This window comes from Mesorhizobium sp. M0029 (genome assembly GCF_040323735.1).
GTDB lineage: Bacteria > Pseudomonadota > Alphaproteobacteria > Rhizobiales > Rhizobiaceae > Mesorhizobium.
Window position 1 is genome coordinate 120,855 of record NZ_JAMYVF010000006.1, and the last position, 19,725, is coordinate 140,579.

Consider the following 19,725-nt stretch of genomic DNA (forward strand, 5'->3'; position numbering starts at 1 on the left):
GACGGTCATTGGATGCGCAGCGGCGGCAAACGTTCCCGGGGAAATCGGCCAAATCAGCCGATGATCAGCTCTCCAGGCCGAGCCGCTGCATGACGGCGCTGGTCAGCCTGTCGCAGCGCCGGCCGGCAAACGGGAAGGCGTCGAGCAGCACCGGCCCGATCTGGTCGTCGAGTGCCTTGCGTACCAGGGCGCGGGCGCGGTGTAGCCTTGTCTTGACGGTTTCCGGCCGCACGCCAAGCAGCTCGGCGGTCTCCTCGATACTGAGCCCCTCGATAACCCGCGCCACGAACACCGTCCGATAAACATCGGGTAGGCTGTCGGTCGCCCGTTCCACCAACTCGAGGATCTGCCGCTGCGCCATCGTCCGCTCCGGATCGTCGCTGGGATTGAGGGGGAACTGGATGATTTCGGCTTGCGGGTTTTTCGCCACCGTCCGCCGCCTTTTGCGCATACGACCGAGCGCCTCGTTGATGACGATGCGCGACAGCCAGGTGGCCAATGAGGACTCCCCGCGAAAGGCATCGAGATGGGCAAAGGCTCTGACATAGGCCTCCTGGACGATGTCCTCGGCTTCAGCATCGTTGCGCACCACCCCGCGAGCGATGCGATAGAGCCGCTGATTATGGGTCTTCATGATGATGCGGAAGGCGTTGCCTTCGCGTGCCAGCGCGCGGCGCACGAGAAGCATCTCGCTTGAGGCAGCAGTGGGCATTGGTAGAGACATAGCAGGCATGGCCAGTTCCTCGATCCAATCCCCGCTCGAAACCTCGATCAAGACATTGGATGACATCGCCGGCAAAAGGTTCCCGGCCATTTTCGCCCGGCTCCGACGGCGCCTAGAATACTGCTTCCGCCAGCGGCTTGTCAGCATCCTGCGCTCGTGCCGTTGCCGCAAGCAGATCGGTCTGCGTGATCAGGCCAAGGATGCGGCTGTCCCCGTCCACGATGATGACTGCATGGGTGCGGCCGTCGGTGAGCACCGGTAGCAGGGCCATGGCGGGCGTACCGGCGGCGGCGGTCGACGCTGTCGACGTAACGCTTCCGACGGCTTCGTCGGCTCGCGCCAATTCCCTCAATCCAACGGTGCCGACCAGCCTGGCGTCCTTGTCGACAACCGGCAGCGTGCGGATATTGTGGTCGAGCAGCAGATGACGCGCCCGATCGGCGGACGCGTGTTCATCGACCGAAATCACGTCGCGCGACATGATGTCCTCGCACAACATGGTTCGGTGTGCGCGCATCGTCGCTTGCAGTTCGACCTGTCGCAGCAGCTGTTCGAGATCGTTGCGGTCGATGTCGAAGGTCTCGTCGAGCGCAGCCAGCGCGGCATCGATGTCCTCGGCCCGGAAGCCGATGCGCTCCTGAGCCGGCGGATCGCTGGTTCCGTGCGTGCTTTTCGGGGCAGGGGCCGGCACATGCGGGTAGCTGCGTCGCGACAGCCTGTGGAAAGCATAGCCGAGCGCGACCAGCATCATGGAGTTCAGCGCCACCGGCACGAACGGAAACAGGAAGCCGGCACCGATCACGGCCGGCCCGCCGAGCACGGCGGTCAGTGCGGCGGCTCCGCCCGGCGGATGCAGGCAGCGCGAGAACGACATGGCGGCGATCGCCATCGCCACGGCAATGCCCGTGGCGAGAACGGGCTGATGGACGAAATGGGCCACGATCACGCCGACCAGCGCCGATATTGTATTGCCGCCGATGATCGACCATGGCTGCGCCAGCGGGCTTGCAGGCACCGCGAACAGCAGCACCGCCGACGCCCCCATCGGCGCCACCAGCAGCGGCACATGCGGGCCATTGCCAAGCACCAGCGCGCCGATCGCGCCGGTCAGCGCAATGCCGATCATCGCCCCGATGCAGGCGATGAGGCGCTCGCGCAGCGTCGCGCCGGCGAGAATGGGGACAAAGAGACGAAAGGCCATGGCAAGCTCAGTCCGGCTGGAATTGTGCGCGCAGCGCCTGCAATGGCGTTGGGCCGACGATTTTGAAAGTCAAACCGATCCGAAAAAGCGCGCGTTGGGGAAATAACATTGCGCTTGGTCTACCCATGAGCGGCTTTGCGACGTCGATCGTCCTACGAAAGTCGCTCGCCAATCCTTTCAACGGTTAAGCGGGCTAGCGGAATCAGCTTCGCAAGTTTGCTGGTGTCATGCCGCAGCGGCCGCTTCCAGCCCGCGCAGGATATCGGCCTTGAGGTCCTCGACATCCTCGAGCCCGATCTGCAGCCGGATCAGCGGGCCGTCATAGGGGCCCTTGGCGACGGTACGGTCGCCGAGGAAGACTGGCACGGCAAGGCTCTCATAGCCGCCCCAGGAATAGCCGAGACCGAAGATTTTCAACGCATCGAGGAAAGCGTGCTGCTGTCTCTGGCCGCCGCCTTTGAGCACAATGGAAAAGATGCCGCTCGAGCCGAAAAAATCACGCTTCCACACCGCGTGGTCGGGGTGGCTGGGGAGCGCCGGGTGCAGCACGCGCGCCACGCCGGGCTGGCCTTCAAGCCAGACGGCAATGGCAAGCGCGCTCTTTTGATGGTGATCCAGCCGAACGCCCATCGTGCGCAGGCCGCGCAGGACTTGGTAGACGTCGTCGGGGCCGGCGCAGCAGCCCATCGTGTAGAACGTCTCGCAAAGCTGCTTCCAGCAGTTGGCATTGGCAGACACTGTGCCCAGCAGCACATCCGAATGCCCGGCCGGATATTTCGTCGCCGCATGGATCGAGATATCGACGCCGTGGTCGAGCGGACGGAAATAGAGCGGCGTTGCCCAGGTGTTGTCCATCATGACGATGGCGCCCGTTTCATGCGCCGCCTTGGCGATCGCCGGAACGTCCTGCACCTCGAAGGTGTTGGAGGCCGGTGATTCCGTAAACACGACTTTGGTGTTCGGCTTGATCAAGCTGGCGATGCCGGCGCCGGCATGCGGATCGTAATACTCGACCTCGACACCCAGCCGCTTCAGCATCGTGTCGGCGAAATTGCGGGTCGGATGGTAGACGGAATCGACAATCAGGATGTGATCGCCTGCCGAGAGAAACGCCAGCAACGGGACGGTCACCGCCGCCAGGCCCGACGGCACGATTATGGTGCCGGCGGAGCCTTCCAGCGCGTCGATCGCATGCGCCAACGCATCGGTGGTCGGCGTGCCGCGTGTGCCATAGGTGTATTTCTGGCTGCGCGCCGCCATCGCCGACGCATTGGGATAGAGCACGGTCGAGGCATGCACGATCGGCGGATTGACGAAGCCGAAATAGTCGTGCGGATTGTTGCCCGAATGGGCAAGCCGCGTGTTGATACCCATTTCGTTGCCGTCAGTCGCCATTGCTCTTCGCCTCGTGGTGAAAGCGCTAGCCATAGAGCGGCGGCATTGGCCGTGCAACAGCGGGCGCCCGCCAGGCGGTGCCCTTTGCATAGGCCAATTCCCCCATGAATAGTCTGGAATGCGTGGCGATCCAGAGCCGCGGATTTCATGAGTGGATGTGGATTAGCGTCGACGGACTTTGCCGGTTTTATTTGCGGGGCTTGCTGCTTTCCTGATGCTGTTGTCCGCAATTCAGGCATTTGCGGCAATTGGTTTTCAAAGCTGTCGTGAAACGGTCATTTCCCTTGACCTCACAGAGATAATCGCCTTCGATGCAGTTCGTGAATGGGAGGGGCCGGGCGTCGGTTACGACGCGAGGTTCCGGAATGAGCCGGATGGGAGCCGGGTTCACGCGGGAAAAGATCAGGATTTGCCTGAGGATCAGGGTTTACCTGAAAACAGAAAAGGGTCTGTGGGTTATGAAACATATTGCAATTGGCATTCTCGGTGCCGCTGCGCTTGGATGGATGGCTTCGGCCGCGTCGGCGACAACGCTCGATACCGTCAAGGCGAAGGGCTTCATCCAGTGCGGTGTCTCGACGGGCCTGGCCGGCTTCTCGGCGCCTGACGACAAAGGCGATTGGAAAGGCATCGACGCGGATTTCTGCCGCGCTGTCGCTGGTGCAGTCTTCGGCGATGCCTCCAAGGTCAAGTTCACGCCGCTCAGCGCCAAGGAGCGCTTCACCGCGTTGCAGTCGGGCGAGATCGATCTCCTGTCGCGCAACACCACATGGACCATCAATCGCGATACCGCGCTTGGCCTGAACTTCATCGGCGTCACCTATTATGACGGCCAGGGTTTCATGATCAACGCCAAGAAACTGCCTGGCGTCAATTCGGCGCTGCAGCTTTCAGGTGCGGCAGTCTGCGTGCAGAGCGGCACCACCACCGAGCTCAACCTCGCCGATTACTTCAAGGCGAACAAGATGGAGTACAACCCGGTCGTCTTCGAAAAGCTGGAAGAGGTCAACGCTGCCTATGACGCCGGCCGCTGCGACGTCTACACCACCGACCAATCCGGCCTCTATGGCATCCGCCTGACGCTGAGTGCGCCGGCCGACCATGTCGTGCTGCCCGAGATCATCTCCAAAGAGCCGCTCGGCCCCGCCGTACGCCAGGGGGACGACCAGTGGTACCACATCGTCAAGTGGACCTACTTCGCCCTGTTGCAGGCAGAGGAACTGGGCATCACCCAGGCCAATGTCGAAGAGATGAAGACCTCGGATAATCCGGAGATCAAGCGCGTGCTCGGTCAGGAAGCCGAAACCAAGATCGGAACCGACCTTGGCGTGAGCAATGACTGGGTCGTCAACATCGTCAAGGCAGTCGGCAATTACGGTGAGATGTTCGAGCGCAATGTCGGCACCGGCAGCCCGCTGAAGATCGCGCGAGGCATCAATGCGCTGTGGACCAAGGGCGGCCTGCAATACGCACCGCCGATCCGCTGATCGAAATGTGATCCGGAAGGCAGATCATCTGCCTTCCGGTTTCTCTTTCCAGGGGATGAGCAATGGCGTCGCAGGAAGTTCTTCGCGAGGAGCCGAGCCGCGGTTCCTTCATCAACGATCCGAAAGTCCGCGGGTTTTTCTTCCAGGCGGTGGTTGTCATCTTGCTGGTGGCGGGCGTCTGGTGGATCGTCCACAACGTCATCGTCAACCTGCAGCGCCTGCATATTACTTCCGGTTTTGGCTTCCTGAACAACCGAGCAGGCTTTGACATTCCAGTCAGGCCCATCGCTTATGATTCCGATTCGACCTATGGCCAGGCCATTGTCGTCGGGCTTATCAACACCATTATCGTCGCCGTTGCCGGCATTATCACCGCGACCATCATTGGCTTCATTGTCGGCGTCGGCCGGTTATCGCGCAACTGGCTGGTTCGCAAGATTTGCACGGTCTATGTCGAGGTGTTCCGCAACATCCCGCCGCTGCTGGTGATCTTCTTCTGGTATTCAGGCGTGCTCGCGGTACTGCCGGCGCCTCGCGACAGTTTCAATTTGCCGTTCGGCTCTTTCCTCAACCAACGCGGTTTCTATTTTCCGCGCGCTATCTGGGGCGACGGCTCCTGGCTGATGTTTGTCGCCTTGCTTGTCGGCATCGCCATGGCTTTTTTTGTCGCGCGCACGGCACGCCAGCGGCAAATGGCAACCGGCCAGCAGTTTCCCGTATTCTGGACTTCGGCGGCGCTGATCGTCGGCCTTCCGCTCCTGGCCTATGCGCTGAGCGGCTTTCCCTTGAGCTTCGACTTTCCAAAACAATCGACCTTCAACCTGACCGGAGGCTTTCAGATCGGGCCGGAGTTCCTGTCTCTCTATTTGGCGCTGTCCTGTTACACGGCCTCCTTCATCGCCGAGATCGTGCGCGCCGGCATTCTCGGCGTCAGCAAGGGTCAGACCGAAGCGGCTGGCGCCTTGGGGCTGCGGCCGGGATCTATCCTGCGGCTTGTCGTCGTTCCCCAAGCCATGCGGATCGTCATCCCGCCGCTGACCAGCCAGTATCTCAACCTGACAAAGAACTCGTCGCTGGCCATTGCCATCGGTTACCCCGACCTGACGGCGATCGCCGGCACAGTGCTGAATCAGACCGGTCAAGCGGTCGAGGGTGTGCTGATCATGATGGTCGTCTATCTCATCATCAGCCTGGTGACGTCGGCGGTGATGAATGTGGTCAACGCCAGGATGGCGCTGGTGGAGAGGTAAGACCATGCAGGAACATGATACCTCCTGGGTGCGGACCGAAATGGCACTCGCTCAACAAGCCCCGGCCGGCGTGCGGGGGCCTTTGGCCTGGGTTCGCAAGAACCTGATCGGTTCGGTGGGCGACGTCATCCTGACTGTAGTGGCTATTGCGCTGGTGGTGATGATCGTGCCGCCCGTCGTCAACTGGGCCTTCATCAACGCCCAGTGGACGGGGCCGGACCGGACTGTATGCGCCACGGTGGCGCAAGGCGGCATCCAGCCGGACGGCTGGTCAGGCGCCTGCTGGGCCTTCGTCAACGCGAAGTTCGGCCAGTTGATGCTTGGCCGCTATCCCCTGGAAGAGCGCTGGCGGCCGATCCTGGTCGCCGTCCTGTTCGTGGCGCTGCTGGTGCCGTTGCTGATGCCACGCGTGCCGCGGAAGGGGTTGAACGCCATTCTTCTATTCCTGGCACTGCCGATCATCGCGTTCGTGCTCCTGGTCGGCGGCATCTTCGGCCTGCCGCATGTGGAGACCCAGCTATGGGGCGGGCTGCTGGTGACGCTGAGCCTGTCCTTTGTCGGCATTGCCGTGTCGCTGCCGATGGGCATCGTGCTGGCGCTCGGCCGGCGCTCCAAGATGCCGATCGTCAAGACACTGTGCGTGGTCTTCATCGAGTTCGTTCGCGGCATCCCGCTGATCACCGTTCTGTTCTTTGCCAGCGTCATGCTGCCGCTGTTTCTGCCCGCCGGGGTTTCGTTCGACAAATATCTCAGGGCGCTGATCGGCGTCTCGCTGTTTGCCGCCGCCTATATGGCCGAAGTGGTGCGCGGCGGCCTGCAGGCGATCCCCAAGGGCCAGTATGAGGGTGCGGATTCGCTTGGCCTGGGCTACTGGCAGAAGATGGTGCTGATCGTGCTGCCGCAGGCACTGAAGCTGGTCATCCCCGGCATCGTCAATACCTTCATCGGTATGTTCAAGGACACAAGCCTCGTCATCATCATCTCGATGTTTGACCTGCTTGGCGTCGTCAAGCAGAACTTCTCGGACGCCAATTGGGCGACGCCACAGACCGCGAGATCCGGTCTCATCTTTGCAGCCTTCGTCTTCTGGCTGTTCTGCTTCGGCATGTCGCGCTATTCGATGTACACGGAACGCCGGCTCGACACCGGCCACAAACGTTGATGCATGTCGCCCAAAAGTGTTTAGCGGTTTTGGGACAACGACATGCATGATAGCTAAAAGACAGAACAAAAAGGGGAACCTGCCATGGTCATAGAAAACGCGGTCAGCGCCGAAGAGATCAAGGTCGATGCCAAGAAGATGCACATCTCGACCACCGATGTCGCAATCGACATCATCGGCATGCACAAATGGTATGGCGAGTTCCATGTCCTGAAGGACATCAACCTCAAGGTGATGCGCGGCGAGCGCATTGTCATCTGCGGTCCTTCGGGCTCGGGCAAATCGACCATGATCCGCTGCATCAACCGGCTGGAAGAGCACCAGAAGGGCAAGATCATCGTCGACGGCAAGGAACTCACCAACGATCTCAAGAAGATCGACGAGGTGCGCCGCGAGGTCGGCATGGTGTTCCAGCACTTCAACCTGTTCCCGCATCTGACCATCCTGGAGAACTGCACATTGGCACCGATCTGGGTGCGCAAGACGCCGAAGAAGCAGGCCGAGGAAATCGCGATGCACTTCCTCAAGCGCGTCAAGATCCCCGAACAGGCCAACAAATATCCGGGCCAGCTGTCGGGCGGCCAGCAGCAGCGCGTGGCGATCGCGCGTTCGCTGTGCATGAACCCGCGCATCATGCTGTTCGATGAGCCGACCTCGGCGCTCGATCCAGAAATGATCAAGGAAGTGCTGGAGACGATGGTGGGCCTGGCCGAGGAAGGCATGACCATGCTGTGCGTCACCCACGAAATGGGCTTTGCCCGCAAAGTCGCCAACCGGGTGATCTTCATGGATCAGGGCCAGATCGTCGAACAGAACACGCCGGCCGAGTTCTTCGACCATCCGCGCCACGAGCGCACGAAGCTGTTTCTGTCGCAGATCCTGCACTGAGCATTTTCATGCGAACCAAAAGAGCCCGGCCGCAATGCGGCCGGGCTCTTTTGCTATCTGGGGTCGATCTTCTCCATTGAAACACAAAGCCGCCGCCGCATGAGAAAAGCCCTGCGTTTCGTGGCCATGCTGATTATCGTGGTCGCGCTCGCTGCCACGCTCGGCACGCTGGTGCCGCGTCCGCTGTGGCCGGCGTCAGCAGCGGGTGAGGGCACGCGCCATATTCTGGTGCTGGAGAATCCGATCCACACCGACATCGCCATTCCCGTCGATGACGAGGTGCGCCGGCTGTCGACGCCCCAGAAGTGCGCTACATCGTCTTTGGCTGGGGCGGCCGGGCCTTCTATCTGGCGACGCCGAGCTGGTCGCAGCTGAAGGCAGTGCCCGTCCTCAAGGCGCTGACACTGGACGCCTCGGTCATGCATGTCGATATCGCCGGGACCATCGCCGAGCCGCACCCTGCTGTCACCGGTTTCGATGAGGAGCATTTTGCAGCGCTGCTCGACTATATCGACGCGAGTTTCCAGCAAGGGCCGCATGGTCCGGTCGTCATCGAGAACGCCGCCCATTCCAGCTTCGACCGCTTCTTCGAGGCGAACGGCCATTTCAACGCGCTTGTCGGCTGCAACACCTGGACAGCCGCCGGCCTGCGCACCGCCGGCCTGCGCACCGGCTGGTGGAACCCGCTGCCGGCCTCGCTGCGATTTTCAATGCGGCTGTATAATTAGCAGCCCCTACGCCGCACCCCGACAGTGTTGGATCTTTTGAAGTCGGCGCGGCAGAGGGGGGTGCGAAGGATCGCTACATCGACGAACTGGATCGTCTCGGATCTGCTTTCCTTACGCCTGCCAGCCATAGAGCCAGTCCAGGTCGGCGGCGAGCTTTTCGGACGAGCGCATTGTCAGGAACAGGTTGCGGGCCATCGCCACCGGCCCCGAAGCGTGCCAGGCGAGCCGGTTGACAGCGCCACGGCGGGCAACCTTAGCCACACGCGGACGCCGTTCCTGTTCCCACGCCGCAAGCGCCCCCCTGAGACCAGCAGGCGCCGCGGCAACAAATCCGGCTAGTGTCACCGCATCCTCGATCGCCATTGCCGCGCCCTGTGCGGCAAACGGCGTCATCGCATGCGCGGCGTCGCCGATCAGCGCGATGCCCTGCGGGCTCGTCCACCGCTGTTGTTCGACGGTGTGGATCGGAAAGGCCGTCCATGGACCGGCCAGTGCCACAAGCTTCGTCAGGCCCGGCGCGGTGCCGCGCAGGGCAGCCGTGAGGATCGCAGGATCGGCATGGCCCGACCAACCTTCGGCCATGCGCTCACCCTTGGTGAAGGCGGCGAGATTGAAGGCCCGGCCTTTGCTGACGGGGTAGGCGACCATGTGGAAGCCTGGATGCAGGAACGTGGTGACGCAGTCGGCGGCGCCGATCGCGACAAAGGCTTCGCCGGCGGCGCTCTCGGCCGCGATCGTGACTCGCCAGGCGAGTTCGCCCGAAAAACGGCTTTTGACGAAGTCCTCGCCTGCGAGTTGCGCCCTGACCGCCGACCAGACGCCGTCGGCGCCGACCAGCAGTTTGCCGCGTGCCTCGATCTCGCGGCCGTCCACTTCGGCGGTCACGGCGACATATTGCGCGTCTTTGACGATGCCGGTCACGCGGGCGCCGGTGATGAGCTCAATCTGCGGCCGTTCAGCCATTTGCGCCAACAGCGCTGCCTGCACATCTGCGCGATGGGCGACAAGATAGGGCGCCTGCCAGCGCGCTTCGGCGGCGTGCCCGAGCGGTACCCGCGCCAGTTCGCGCAGCGTCCGGGCGTCCTTGAGCACGACCGCTTCCGGCCGCAACGCTGCCGGCAACAGCCGGTCGAGCGCGCCGAGTTTTCGAAGAATGCGTGTTGCGTTGGGCGAAAGCTGGATGCCGGCGCCGGCCGCTTCTAGGTGCTGTGCCTGTTCGATAAGCTTTACCGGATAACCCCGTCCGGCGAAGGCAAGGGCGGCGGTCAGCCCGGCGATGCCGGCCCCGGCGATTATGACCTGCCGGGACCTGATGTCTTCCATCGGGCTTGTCGCGGAAGGATCAGGCGGCCTGGTCGATATAAAGGCAACCGGCCGGCAGCGTTTCCGTCGCCCTCAGCTTCGCCGAATAGCGGTAGAGCGTCGAGCAATAGGGGCAGACCTTTTCATTGTCGTCGCCCATGTCGAGGAACACGTGTGGGTGGTCGAAGGGCGGGTTGGCGCCGGTGCACATGAATTCCTTGACGCCGATGTCGATTGCCGGATGGCCCGCATCGTTCTGGAAATGGGGAATGGAACCGCCTGCCATCGTCGTCTCCTTGATCTCGTCGAAAAGCATCTGGAACATAACAGGCCTGTTTGCAAGATCGATGAAATGAAACTGTCGCAAAAGCCTGTCAGAGGATACGTTGAGCCGGTTAAGTGCATGTCCCTGAAATCGGAATGGTTTTCGCCGAAGGGCCATGCGTCAAAAAAGCGTGTTAGAGGCATGGCACGTCCAGCGGCGCTCCAAGGGACGGTTGGCGGGGAAGAGCAGGAACCATGAACGAACTGAAGCCGGTGCAGAGCGAATTCATCAATGTCGAGGTGGCGAGCCCCGAGGGCGGCAACCCCGATCGGTTCGTCAACCGTGAGTTCTCCTGGCTGCAGTTCAACCGGCGTGTGCTCGAGGAATCACAGAACGAGCACCATCCGCTGCTCGAACGCGTCCGTTTCCTGTCGATTTCGGCCGCCAATCTCGATGAATTCTTCATGGTCCGCGTCGCCGGCCTTGCCGGCCAGGTGCGCGAAGGCATTGCGCTCAAGAGCCCCGACGGCCGCACGCCGGAGCAGCAGCTGGAACAATTGCTGCGCGAGGTCGAGCGGCTGCAGGAGGACCAGCAGAACAGCCTTTCAGCGCTGATGCTGCTGCTCAACAAGGAAGGCATAGAGAGCATCACCCGCGATGCACTAACCAAGGATGAGAAAGTCTGGCTGGAAGACCATTTCCAGGACCAGGTCTTCCCGGTCCTGACTCCACTGTCGATCGACCCGGCGCATCCGTTTCCGTTCATTCCCAATCTCGGCTTCTCGATGGCGCTGCAATTGCGCCATCGCAAGAATGGCGAGGAGATGAGCGCGCTTCTGCGCCTGCCGGTGGCGCTGAAGCGCTTCATCCGTCTGCCCGACCGCAAGCAGCACGTTCGCTTCATTCCACTGGAGGAGGCTGTCGGCCTCTATATCGGCAAGCTGTTCCCCGGCTATGAGGTCAAGGGTTCAGGCACCTTCCGCATCATCCGGGACAGCGATATCGAGGTCGAGGAAGAGTCGGAAGATCTCGTGCGCCTGTTCGAGACGGCGCTGAAGCGCCGCCGCCGCGGTTCGGTCATCCGCATCGAATTCGACAAGTCGATGCCCGGCGAATTGCGCGAGTTCGTCGCCGGCGAGCTTGGCGTCTCTTCGAGCCGCATCAGCGTTCTGACCGGCCCGCTGGCGCTCAGCCAGATTTCCGAGATCGTCGCCGTGCCGCGCGACGACCTGAAGTTCACCCCCTACAATCCACGCTTTCCCGAGCGCATCCGCGAGCATGGCGGCGACTGTTTCGCGGCCATTCGCGAGAAGGACATCGTCGTCCACCACCCCTATGAATCCTTTGACGTGGTGGTCCAATTCCTGCGCCAGGCGATGGCCGACCCGGAGGTGGTGGCGATCAAGCAGACGCTTTACCGCACCTCCAACGACAGCCCGATCGTGCGCGCCTTGGTCGACGCGGCCGAGGCCGGCAAGTCGGTAACCGCCCTGGTCGAGCTCAAGGCGCGCTTCGACGAGGAAGCCAACATCCGCTGGGCGCGCGACCTCGAACGCGCCGGCGTCCAGGTCGTGTTCGGCTTCCTCGAACTCAAAACCCATGCGAAAATGTCGCTAGTAGTGCGGCGCGAGGACGGCAAGCTGCGCAACTATGTCCATCTCGGCACCGGCAACTACCATCCGGTGACCGCGCGCATCTACACCGACCTGTCCTTCTTCACCACCGATCCGACGATCGCGCGCGATGTCGCCCAGCTGTTCAACTTCATCACCGGCTATGCCGAGCCGACCGATGAGATGCGGATCGCCATCTCGCCGTTTACGCTGCGCAGCCGTATCCTCAAGCACATTGCCGACGAGGTCGCCTACGCGCTGGCTGGCCGTCCGGCGCGCATCTGGATGAAGATGAACGCGCTCGTCGATCCCAACATCATCGACGCGCTCTATGACGCCAGCCGTGCCGGCGTCGAGATCGATCTCGTCGTGCGCGGCATCTGCTGCCTGCGGCCGCAGGTGCCCGGCCTGTCGGAAAACATCAGGGTCAAGTCGATCGTCGGCCGCTTCCTCGAACACAGCCGCATCTATTGCTTCGGCAACGGCCATGGCCTGCCGTCGGACGAGGCGATCGTCTACATCGCCTCGGCCGACTTGATGCCACGTAATCTCGACCGCCGCGTCGAGACCATGGTGCCGATCACCAATCCAACGGTGCATGAACAGATCCTTGGCCAGATCATGCTGGGCAACATCATGGACAACCAGCAAAGTTTCGACGTATTGGCTGACGGAACCTCCCGGCGCGTCGTGCTGGAGGAGGGTGAGGAACCGTTCAACGCGCAGGAATATTTCATGACCAATCCGAGCCTGTCGGGACGGGGTGACGCGCTGAAGTCGCATGCGCCCAAGCGCATCGCGCAGTTCAAGCGTCGCAAGAAGAACACCGGCTGATGATTTCAACGTCCCAAGGCCGGCTGCAGGATCGCCGGCCGCTGTCCATCATCGACATCGGCTCGAACTCGATCCGCCTTGTCGTCTATGAAGGATTGGCGCGCTCGCCGACCTTGCTGTTCAACGAAAAGATGCTGGCCGGCCTCGGCCGCGGCATCGTTTCGACCGGCAAGCTCGACCCCGAGGCGGTGACGCGCTCGATGGAGGAGTTCCGCCGTTTCCGCGCGCTCTCCGACCAGGCGGGTGCGGAGCACATGTTTGTGCTGGCAACGGCCGCGGCCCGCGAAGCGATCAACGGCCCCGATTTCATCCACCGCGCCCAGGATGTGCTCAAGACCGAGATCCGCGTGCTCACTGGCCGGCAGGAGGCGCATTATTCGGCGCTTGGCGTCATTTCGGGCTTCCACCCCGCCAATGGCATTGCCGGCGATCTTGGCGGCGGCAGCCTGGAGCTTATCGACATCAATGGCGAGGCGATCGGCGACGGCATCACGCTGCCGCTGGGTGGCCTGCGGCTGCAGGACATGGCCAGGAATTCGCTCGCCCAGGCGGCAAAGATCACCCGCGACGAACTGGCGCGCGCCAAATTGTTGAAGGGCGGGCTGGGACGGCCCTTTTACGCCGTTGGCGGCACCTGGCGAAACCTTGCCCGGCTGCACATGGAAATGACCAACTACCCGCTTGGCGTCATGCACCACTATGAGATCGGTGTCGAAAGCGCCGCCAATTTCCTGAAGCAGGTGGCGAAAGGCGAGATCGAGAAGGTCAAGGGCATCGAAGGTGTGTCGAAGAACCGCCGTTCGCTGCTGCCCTATGGCGCGGTCGTGCTACAGGAGATCATGGCGGCGATGCAGCCGTCGAAGATCATCGTCTCGGCATTGGGCGTGCGCGAAGGGTTTCTCTATTCGCTGCTCGACCCTGCCGAGCAGAAGGCCGATCCGCTGGTCTCCGCTTCGGAGGAACTGGCGCGGCTGCGGTCGCGCTCGGTCACCCATGCGCATGAGCTTGTCGAATGGACGGACAAGACCTTTGCCGCCTTCGGCATCGACGAGACGGAGGATGAGGCGCGCTATCGCCACGCTGCCTGTCTGCTGGCCGATATAGGCTGGCGCGCACACCCGGAATATCGCGGCAAGCAGTCGCTCAACATCATTGCCCACGCCTCCTTCATTGGCGTCGATCACCCCGGCCGTGCCTTCCTGGCGCTGGTCGGCCTGTTCCGCCACGAAGGCGTGTTCAACGATGCGGCGCCGGAAATCCGCGGCCTGGCGACGCCGCGCTATCTCGAGCGCGCCCGCATCCTGGCGGCGGTGCTGCGCGTCGTCTATCTGCTGACTGCGGCCATGCCCGGCGTCATGCCGCGGCTGAAATGGGAAAACCGCGGCAATGGCACGTTGGCGCTGGTGCTGCCGGCCTCACTTTCCGATCTTTACGGCGAACGCCCGGCCGGACGGCTGGCGCAACTGGCGCGGATCACCAACCGCCGGCTGGTGCTGGCGGTCGAGGGTGGGCAGAGCGTGTCGGTGAAGTAGGCGCGGCCTGACACCAAAACCATGTCGTCGTCGGTCTCGCGTTCGAGGACCGGCTTCCTCAATCCGTCGCTGCTTCGCACCGCCACCTTCCCCCTCCGGAGGGAAAGGAAGGGAGCCTCGTTGAAAGCGTTGGCGGCAATAGGCTCGCGCCCTTCCTATACCCCGTCGATCGGGGAGAGGTGGCCTCGGCGAAGCCGAGACGCAGTGGGGGTCGACCTGCCTCGGCGAGGAATCAACCTGGGACGATATTTGACGATATCAGACCGCGGCGCGGCGCCCGTCGATCGACCAGGCCCCGGCGCCGGCCATCGCTAGCGCCAGGAATCCACCGGCGATAGCAATATCCTTCATCAGCATCTGCTGGTGCAGGAAGGTGAGCATCGGGTCATCGCCGCCCTGGCCGTAGTGGCCGATGGAGCCTGCAACGACGCAGAAAGCGGCAAGAAGTATCGCAACGACCGGCGTCTGAAAGCCGACCAGTACCAAGAGACCGGCAATCAACTCGAACAGCCCGGTGCCCCAGGCAGCAAGCGTCGGCAATGGCATGCCGAGGCCGGCGAAATAGCCGGTCGTCCCGGCAATGTCGGCGAGCGCGTGGTAGCCGGAGGGAACGAGCAGGGCGGCGAGCAGCAGCCGGGAAATCAGAAGCAATGCATCGCGGGGCATGGTCATCTCCGTTGTCTGTCCGCCGGCTGTTTCGAGACCGACCCTAGCAGGGATGGGACGAGCGTGCGCTTGGGCAGACAACGAAAAAGCGGCGTGGAAAATTCCACGCCGCTTTTTTCAGGCTTGGGGAGGGAAAGCTCAGCCGCGCTTGGCGTCGATCGAGTAGGCGCCAGGGCCCGAGGAAGCCAGCAGCAGGAAACCGCCGGTGATGGCGACGTTCTTCAGGAAATGGATCATCTGGTTCTGGTCGGCCCAGCCGGTATGGGCGACAAAGGCCGAGGCGATGGTGAAAACCGCGAGCACCCAGGCGGCGATGCGGGTCTGAAAGCCAACGAGCACGGCAAGGCCGCCGAGCAATTCGATCAGGCCGACGACAATGGCCGTTACGGTCGGCACCGGCAGGCCCATGGCGCCGAAATAGCCGGCGGTGCCGGAAATGGCGGTGAGCTTGCCGAAGCCGGAAAGCAGGAAGATGGCGGCGAGCAGGATGCGGCCGAGCAGGATGGTGGTGGAGCTGTTGGACGCGATGCCGGCGCCGGCAGCGGAAGTGTTGATGGACATGGTGGCTCTCCGAAAAGGGTTGATGTCCCTTCAGATAGACCAAGCCGACTGTTCACCAAAGCCGCCAGTCCGGCGACACATTGTTCACAGGACGTACATTTCGGGATCGTTCGACCGACGCAAAATTCTTGTCGCGGCCAGCAGCGGCGGGAGCAAATTGTCCCGCCACAAAATTTGGATTTCTAGTTGACGCAATTCCAAAGAGGAAGGGCTGCGCGGTTCGAGGAAGGCACTTTCCCTGGAATCGCTTAACCCGGATGCGTCATGTCCTCCGGCCGCACCAGCCGGTCGTAGTCTGCCTCGCTGACCAGCCCAGTGGCCAGTGCTTCCTCGCGCAAGGTGGTGCCCTTCTTGTGCGCGGTCTTGGCGATCTTGGCGGCATTGTCGTACCCGATCGTCGGCGCCAGCGCGGTCACCAGCATCAGCGAGCGGTCGAGCGCGGCTTTGATGTTGTCTTCGCGAGCCTCGATGCCGATGACGCAATTGTCGGTGAAGGAGATCGAGGCGTCGGCCAACAACTGCACCGACTGCAGGAAGTTGTAGGCCATCAGCGGGTTGTAGACGTTGAGCTCGAAATGGCCCTGGCTGCCGGCGAAGGTCAGCGAGGCGTTGTTGCCGAACACCTGCACGCAGACCTGCGTCAGAGCCTCGCATTGGGTCGGGTTGACCTTGCCCGGCATGATCGAGGAACCCGGCTCGTTTTCCGGCAGCGACAGTTCGCCGAGGCCCGAGCGCGGGCCGGAGCCGAGGAAGCGGATGTCGTTGGCGATCTTGAAGAGGGCGGCGGCCGCCGCGTTGATGGCGCCATGCGAGAACACCATGGAATCGTGCGCGGCGAGCGCCTCGAACTTGTTCGGCGCGGTGACGAAGGCGATGCCGGTGATTTCGGCGATGCGCGCCGCCACCTTTTCGGCAAAGCCGACCGGCGCGTTGAGGCCGGTGCCGACGGCGGTGCCGCCCTGCGCCAGTTCCTGCAGGCCGGGCAGCGTCATCTCGACGCGCTTGATCGAAGAGGCCACCTGCGCGGCGTAGCCGGAAAATTCCTGGCCCAGCGTGAGGGGTGTCGCGTCCTGCGTATGGGTGCGGCCGATCTTGATGATGTGGGCGAAGGCCTTCGTCTTGACCTCGAGCGCAGCGTGGAGATGCTTCAGCGCCGGCAGCAGATCGTGCACGATGCGCTCGGCGCACGCGATGTGCATGGCTGTCGGGTAGGTGTCGTTCGACGACTGGCTCATATTGACGTGGTCGTTGGGGTGCACCGGCTTCTTCGAGCCCATGACGCCGCCCAGAAGTTCGATCGCCCGGTTGGAGATCACCTCGTTGGCGTTCATGTTGGACTGCGTGCCCGAGCCGGTCTGCCAGACGACCAGCGGGAAATGATCGTTCAGCTTGCCGTCGATCACCTCTTGCGCCGCCTCGATGATCGCCTTGCCGACTGCCGGATCGAGCCGCTTCAACTCCATATTGGCTTCCGCCGCCGCTCGCTTGACGATGCCGAGCGCACGCACGATCGAGGCCGGCTGCTTTTCCCAGCCTATCCTGAAATTGCCGAGGGAACGCTGCGCCTGCGCGCCCCAGTAACGGTCGGCGGCAACCTCGATGGGGCCGAACGTGTCGGTTTCGGTTCTGGTCCTGGCAGCGGTCACTTGTCTCTCCGACGATCGAATTCGGCAACGGCGTATCGCGTTGCACAATGGCCTTCAAGCAGAGATTGCGGCCGGCAGGCAGTAAATCGGTTGAAGCAGTAGCGCCGCCCTTCGGGATCCTGCACCCTCCACTTTCGTGTGAAGGAAATTGCTCCTCAGTGCGGCTTGATCCCATAAAGTGGACGGAAACTTGCGGATTTAGCTCGATCATGTCGAGCTGGCGGATTGCTCTACGCAAACTTCCCCCAGGATCAGCAATGCGCAATTCTCGTCTACTCACGAACGACGATGCCACACAAACTACCATCCGTGCCGGCGTCTCACTGGCAACAGCAGCGATGAGGTAGCTTATGCACTTGTCCTTCTGTTCAGTTTCCCGACCAAAATCCGGCATCGCATCCGGATCGAGCTTCGGATCGCGAAGCCGAGAATTTCAAGTCCACCCTGGGAGCGCCTCCACATAGCCTCGGAGATTTCCAAGATGCATGGCGGCAAGGTCGAAGCCGTCTCGACGTCGCAAGAGACGCTCTTTGTCCTCCGTATTTTGCTGAAAGCGCGCCTGATCGCGGACCGTCAGCTCGGAACCTTTTTCCTCCAACGGCGCAGCTTTGTCCTGAGATAGGATCTATAGCCGAACGGAAGTGTTCGCCGTCCGGAAGGCGTGCTTGTCCGCGCCTCCAGACGCTGGCGCACGACGCTCATCAGTCTGCAGAACGCGGGTGTTTCCAATGATTGCACCCGTTTGACGAGATTGTCGGGCAATGGCTTTGAGCGCCAGTCGAAATAAGCCTCGTAGTCTTGCGGCGTTGCGATCAGGTGCTGGAGATAGGCTGCAAGATCGCTGGCGCTGGCGAAGGCACTGGCGTCAATAAAGGAGTGCTCCGGAACGAACTCGTCCACATTGGGAGCGCCAAGGTAGATCGGCACCGTGCCTGCCATGAACGCGTCATAGATTTTCTCGGTGACATAGTCGGCCTCGATCGAGTTCTCCATGGCCAGGCAGAATTTGTGCCGCGCAATGGTTTCGATCTTGGTCTTCGAGCCCAGATCGGGGCCAGAGACCGATCGGTTGTTGCGATATCGGCCATAAGAATCGATCTTCATGTGGCGCGCCAGTTCGTTCGCCAGATCGACACGGCCGCTATAATTCAGGCCGGCCGACTGGAAGAGTGCGACCGGCGCTTCTTCCGTTTTCGGCACGATTGGTCTGGCCAGCGCATCTTTCCACCACACCGCACGCGGAAGGTAGGGTACCCAGACATCAGACCGGGATTCATGCGTCATGATGATATCGAAGTGCCGCATGATTTTGGGGTCGGCAAGTCGCTTGTAGTTTTGGCCGCATTCCATCGACCAGGCGACCCAATATTGACCAGGGTATTTGTAGGCATCGCCAACTTCGCGAAAGTTCGGAATATGGAAGACGACTGCCGCGGCCTCGGAAATCCGTCGTTTGTCCAGTGTCCACCGCCCGGGCATTTCGCACTGTATCGACGCGATATCGACGGGTTTGCTGAAGAACGTTGTGTAGAAGAGGATCAGTGGATCGATAGACAGCATGGCACCACGAATGTCTGAAGCATTGCTCAATCTGCAGACAGACGCGGTATCGGAAGTTTGGTCAAGTGCTCCGCTTGTTCGAGGCAGAGGGCCGTCCAAACGGTCACCCCGCCGTATACCCGCCATCGATCGCGAAAATGCCGCCGCTGGTCCACGCCGCCTCGTCGCTGGCGAGATAGACGGCGATGCCGGCAAGATCGCTGGTCTGGCCGATGCGGCCGAGCGGGTAGCTGCGCTCGACATAGGCTTTCAGCTCGGCCTGCGCTGCCGCCGGCAGGTTTTCGATCGACTTGCGCCGCATGGCGGTCTCGACCGTGCCGGGCGCAATCGCATTGACCCTGATGCCGCGCGGACCAAGCTCGAAGGCCAGCGACTTGGTCAGCGAATTCAGCGCGCCCTTGGACAAGGAATACAGGCTCGATGGCCGCTTCGGGATCATCTTGTTGGCGAAGTAGGACGAGATGTTGATGACCGAAGCGCCGGCGCCGAAATGCGGCAGCAGGCGCTGGGTAAGGAAGAACGCCGCCGTCACATTGAGCGCGAAGGATTGCTGGAATTGGTGCTCGGTGACGGTCTCGAAAGGCACCAGATAAGCGACGCCGGCATTGTTGACGAGGATGTCGAGTGGGCCGGTTGCTTTCGCGCGATCGACCACGGCATCGATGCCGGAAGAGGTCGAGAGATCGGCCGACTGGGTGCCGACGTTGCCCTCCGCCGCAAGTGTCTCGCGGGCGGTCTCGAGCTTGCTGGTGTCGCGACCGACGATCAGCACGTCGGCGCCCTCGCGCAAGAAAGCTTCCGATATCGCCAGGCCGATGCCGTCCGAGCCGCCGGTCACCAGTGCTCGTTTGCCAGAAAGTCTCATTGAAGGCCAAGTCGCATCGAATGCTCTCGCTGTTGCCCGCGTCACG

At 62.1% G+C, this 19,725-nt stretch carries 16 protein-coding genes and 1 pseudogene; 7 read left to right on the forward strand and 10 right to left on the reverse strand.

What is annotated here, in order from left to right:
- Nucleotides 1–64 precede the first annotated feature (64 nt).
- From NKJ76_RS12835 to NKJ76_RS12845, 3 genes are all read right to left on the reverse strand, one after another.
- Complete coding sequence (locus NKJ76_RS12835; RefSeq protein WP_352537572.1) at nucleotides 65–733, reverse strand: RNA polymerase sigma factor; 669 nt, start codon at nucleotides 731–733, stop codon at nucleotides 65–67.
- A gap of 103 nt (nucleotides 734–836) precedes the next feature.
- Complete coding sequence (locus tag NKJ76_RS12840; protein ID WP_352537573.1) at nucleotides 837–1,925, reverse strand: HPP family protein; 1,089 nt, start codon at nucleotides 1,923–1,925, stop codon at nucleotides 837–839.
- Nucleotides 1,926–2,150: 225 nt separating this feature from the next.
- Nucleotides 2,151–3,320 (reverse strand): cystathionine beta-lyase, encoded by a 1,170-nt coding sequence (locus tag NKJ76_RS12845; RefSeq protein WP_023739195.1) that lies wholly within the window; start codon nucleotides 3,318–3,320, stop codon nucleotides 2,151–2,153.
- Nucleotides 3,321–3,778: 458 nt separating this feature from the next.
- Here NKJ76_RS12845 and NKJ76_RS12850 point away from each other — a divergent pair, with 458 nt between their 5' ends.
- From NKJ76_RS12850 to NKJ76_RS12870, 5 genes and pseudogenes are all read left to right on the forward strand, one after another.
- Nucleotides 3,779–4,807 carry an amino acid ABC transporter substrate-binding protein gene (locus tag NKJ76_RS12850; protein WP_023671480.1) on the forward strand — a complete coding sequence of 343 codons (1,029 nt, stop codon included), beginning with the start codon at nucleotides 3,779–3,781 and terminating at the stop codon, nucleotides 4,805–4,807.
- Nucleotides 4,808–4,869: 62 nt separating this feature from the next.
- Nucleotides 4,870–6,057: an amino acid ABC transporter permease gene (locus NKJ76_RS12855; RefSeq protein WP_023671481.1), complete on the forward strand. Its 1,188-nt coding sequence runs from the start codon at nucleotides 4,870–4,872 to the stop codon at nucleotides 6,055–6,057.
- Nucleotides 6,058–6,061: 4 nt separating this feature from the next.
- Entirely contained in the window at nucleotides 6,062–7,219 is a 1,158-nt protein-coding gene (locus NKJ76_RS12860) for an amino acid ABC transporter permease (RefSeq protein WP_023700666.1), read from the forward strand.
- Between the two features lie 84 nt (nucleotides 7,220–7,303).
- Complete coding sequence (locus NKJ76_RS12865; RefSeq protein ID WP_023671483.1) at nucleotides 7,304–8,107, forward strand: amino acid ABC transporter ATP-binding protein; 804 nt, start codon at nucleotides 7,304–7,306, stop codon at nucleotides 8,105–8,107.
- A 99-nt stretch (nucleotides 8,108–8,206) separates the two neighbouring features.
- A pseudogene (locus tag NKJ76_RS12870) lies at nucleotides 8,207–8,835 on the forward strand (TIGR02117 family protein).
- Nucleotides 8,836–8,946: 111 nt separating this feature from the next.
- On the opposite strand, the gene NKJ76_RS12875 reads toward NKJ76_RS12870, so the two are convergent.
- Both NKJ76_RS12875 and NKJ76_RS12880 read right to left on the reverse strand, forming a co-directional pair.
- Entirely contained in the window at nucleotides 8,947–10,158 is a 1,212-nt protein-coding gene (locus tag NKJ76_RS12875; RefSeq protein ID WP_352537574.1) for an FAD-dependent monooxygenase, read from the reverse strand.
- A 19-nt stretch (nucleotides 10,159–10,177) separates the two neighbouring features.
- Nucleotides 10,178–10,423 carry a zinc-finger domain-containing protein gene (locus NKJ76_RS12880; protein WP_023705697.1) on the reverse strand — a complete coding sequence of 82 codons (246 nt, stop codon included), beginning with the start codon at nucleotides 10,421–10,423 and terminating at the stop codon, nucleotides 10,178–10,180.
- Between the two features lie 233 nt (nucleotides 10,424–10,656).
- On the opposite strand from NKJ76_RS12880, the gene NKJ76_RS12885 reads away from it, so the two are divergent.
- Complete coding sequence (locus tag NKJ76_RS12885; RefSeq protein WP_023700662.1) at nucleotides 10,657–12,849, forward strand: RNA degradosome polyphosphate kinase; 2,193 nt, start codon at nucleotides 10,657–10,659, stop codon at nucleotides 12,847–12,849.
- Nucleotides 12,849–14,381, forward strand: a complete 1,533-nt coding sequence (gene ppx, locus NKJ76_RS12890) for an exopolyphosphatase (RefSeq protein ID WP_023697723.1) — start codon at nucleotides 12,849–12,851, stop codon at nucleotides 14,379–14,381. Before NKJ76_RS12885 ends, ppx begins: the two co-directional genes overlap by 1 nt.
- A 258-nt stretch (nucleotides 14,382–14,639) precedes the next feature.
- On the opposite strand, the gene NKJ76_RS12895 is transcribed toward ppx, so the two are convergent.
- From NKJ76_RS12895 to NKJ76_RS12915, 5 genes are all read right to left on the reverse strand, one after another.
- On the reverse strand, nucleotides 14,640–15,047 hold the full coding sequence (locus NKJ76_RS12895; protein WP_031244280.1) for a DoxX family protein: 408 nt from the start codon (nucleotides 15,045–15,047) through the stop codon (nucleotides 14,640–14,642).
- A gap of 138 nt (nucleotides 15,048–15,185) precedes the next feature.
- Complete coding sequence (locus tag NKJ76_RS12900; protein ID WP_023694684.1) at nucleotides 15,186–15,608, reverse strand: DoxX family protein; 423 nt, start codon at nucleotides 15,606–15,608, stop codon at nucleotides 15,186–15,188.
- A gap of 248 nt (nucleotides 15,609–15,856) precedes the next feature.
- Nucleotides 15,857–17,254 (reverse strand): class II fumarate hydratase, encoded by a 1,398-nt coding sequence (fumC, locus tag NKJ76_RS12905; protein ID WP_352537575.1) that lies wholly within the window; start codon nucleotides 17,252–17,254, stop codon nucleotides 15,857–15,859.
- Between the two features lie 573 nt (nucleotides 17,255–17,827).
- Complete coding sequence (locus NKJ76_RS12910; RefSeq protein ID WP_352537576.1) at nucleotides 17,828–18,913, reverse strand: glycosyltransferase family 10 domain-containing protein; 1,086 nt, start codon at nucleotides 18,911–18,913, stop codon at nucleotides 17,828–17,830.
- A gap of 4 nt (nucleotides 18,914–18,917) precedes the next feature.
- On the reverse strand, nucleotides 18,918–19,679 hold the full coding sequence (locus tag NKJ76_RS12915; protein ID WP_023747763.1) for an SDR family NAD(P)-dependent oxidoreductase: 762 nt from the start codon (nucleotides 19,677–19,679) through the stop codon (nucleotides 18,918–18,920).
- Between the last annotated feature and the right edge of the window lie 46 nt (nucleotides 19,680–19,725).

Coding starts and splice junctions, on each gene's coding strand:
- NKJ76_RS12835 (WP_352537572.1), bottom strand. CDS start 733: ATGCCTGCTATGTCTCTACCAATGCCCACTGCTGCCTCAAGCGAGATG.
- NKJ76_RS12840 (WP_352537573.1), bottom strand. CDS start 1,925: ATGGCCTTTCGTCTCTTTGTCCCCATTCTCGCCGGCGCGACGCTGCGC.
- NKJ76_RS12845 (WP_023739195.1), bottom strand. CDS start 3,320: ATGGCGACTGACGGCAACGAAATGGGTATCAACACGCGGCTTGCCCAT.
- NKJ76_RS12850 (WP_023671480.1), top strand. CDS start 3,779: ATGAAACATATTGCAATTGGCATTCTCGGTGCCGCTGCGCTTGGATGG.
- NKJ76_RS12855 (WP_023671481.1), top strand. CDS start 4,870: ATGGCGTCGCAGGAAGTTCTTCGCGAGGAGCCGAGCCGCGGTTCCTTC.
- NKJ76_RS12860 (WP_023700666.1), top strand. CDS start 6,062: ATGCAGGAACATGATACCTCCTGGGTGCGGACCGAAATGGCACTCGCT.
- NKJ76_RS12865 (WP_023671483.1), top strand. CDS start 7,304: ATGGTCATAGAAAACGCGGTCAGCGCCGAAGAGATCAAGGTCGATGCC.
- NKJ76_RS12875 (WP_352537574.1), bottom strand. CDS start 10,158: ATGGAAGACATCAGGTCCCGGCAGGTCATAATCGCCGGGGCCGGCATC.
- NKJ76_RS12880 (WP_023705697.1), bottom strand. CDS start 10,423: ATGGCAGGCGGTTCCATTCCCCATTTCCAGAACGATGCGGGCCATCCG.
- NKJ76_RS12885 (WP_023700662.1), top strand. CDS start 10,657: ATGAACGAACTGAAGCCGGTGCAGAGCGAATTCATCAATGTCGAGGTG.
- ppx (WP_023697723.1), top strand. CDS start 12,849: ATGATTTCAACGTCCCAAGGCCGGCTGCAGGATCGCCGGCCGCTGTCC.
- NKJ76_RS12895 (WP_031244280.1), bottom strand. CDS start 15,047: ATGCCCCGCGATGCATTGCTTCTGATTTCCCGGCTGCTGCTCGCCGCC.
- NKJ76_RS12900 (WP_023694684.1), bottom strand. CDS start 15,608: ATGTCCATCAACACTTCCGCTGCCGGCGCCGGCATCGCGTCCAACAGC.
- NKJ76_RS12915 (WP_023747763.1), bottom strand. CDS start 19,679: ATGAGACTTTCTGGCAAACGAGCACTGGTGACCGGCGGCTCGGACGGC.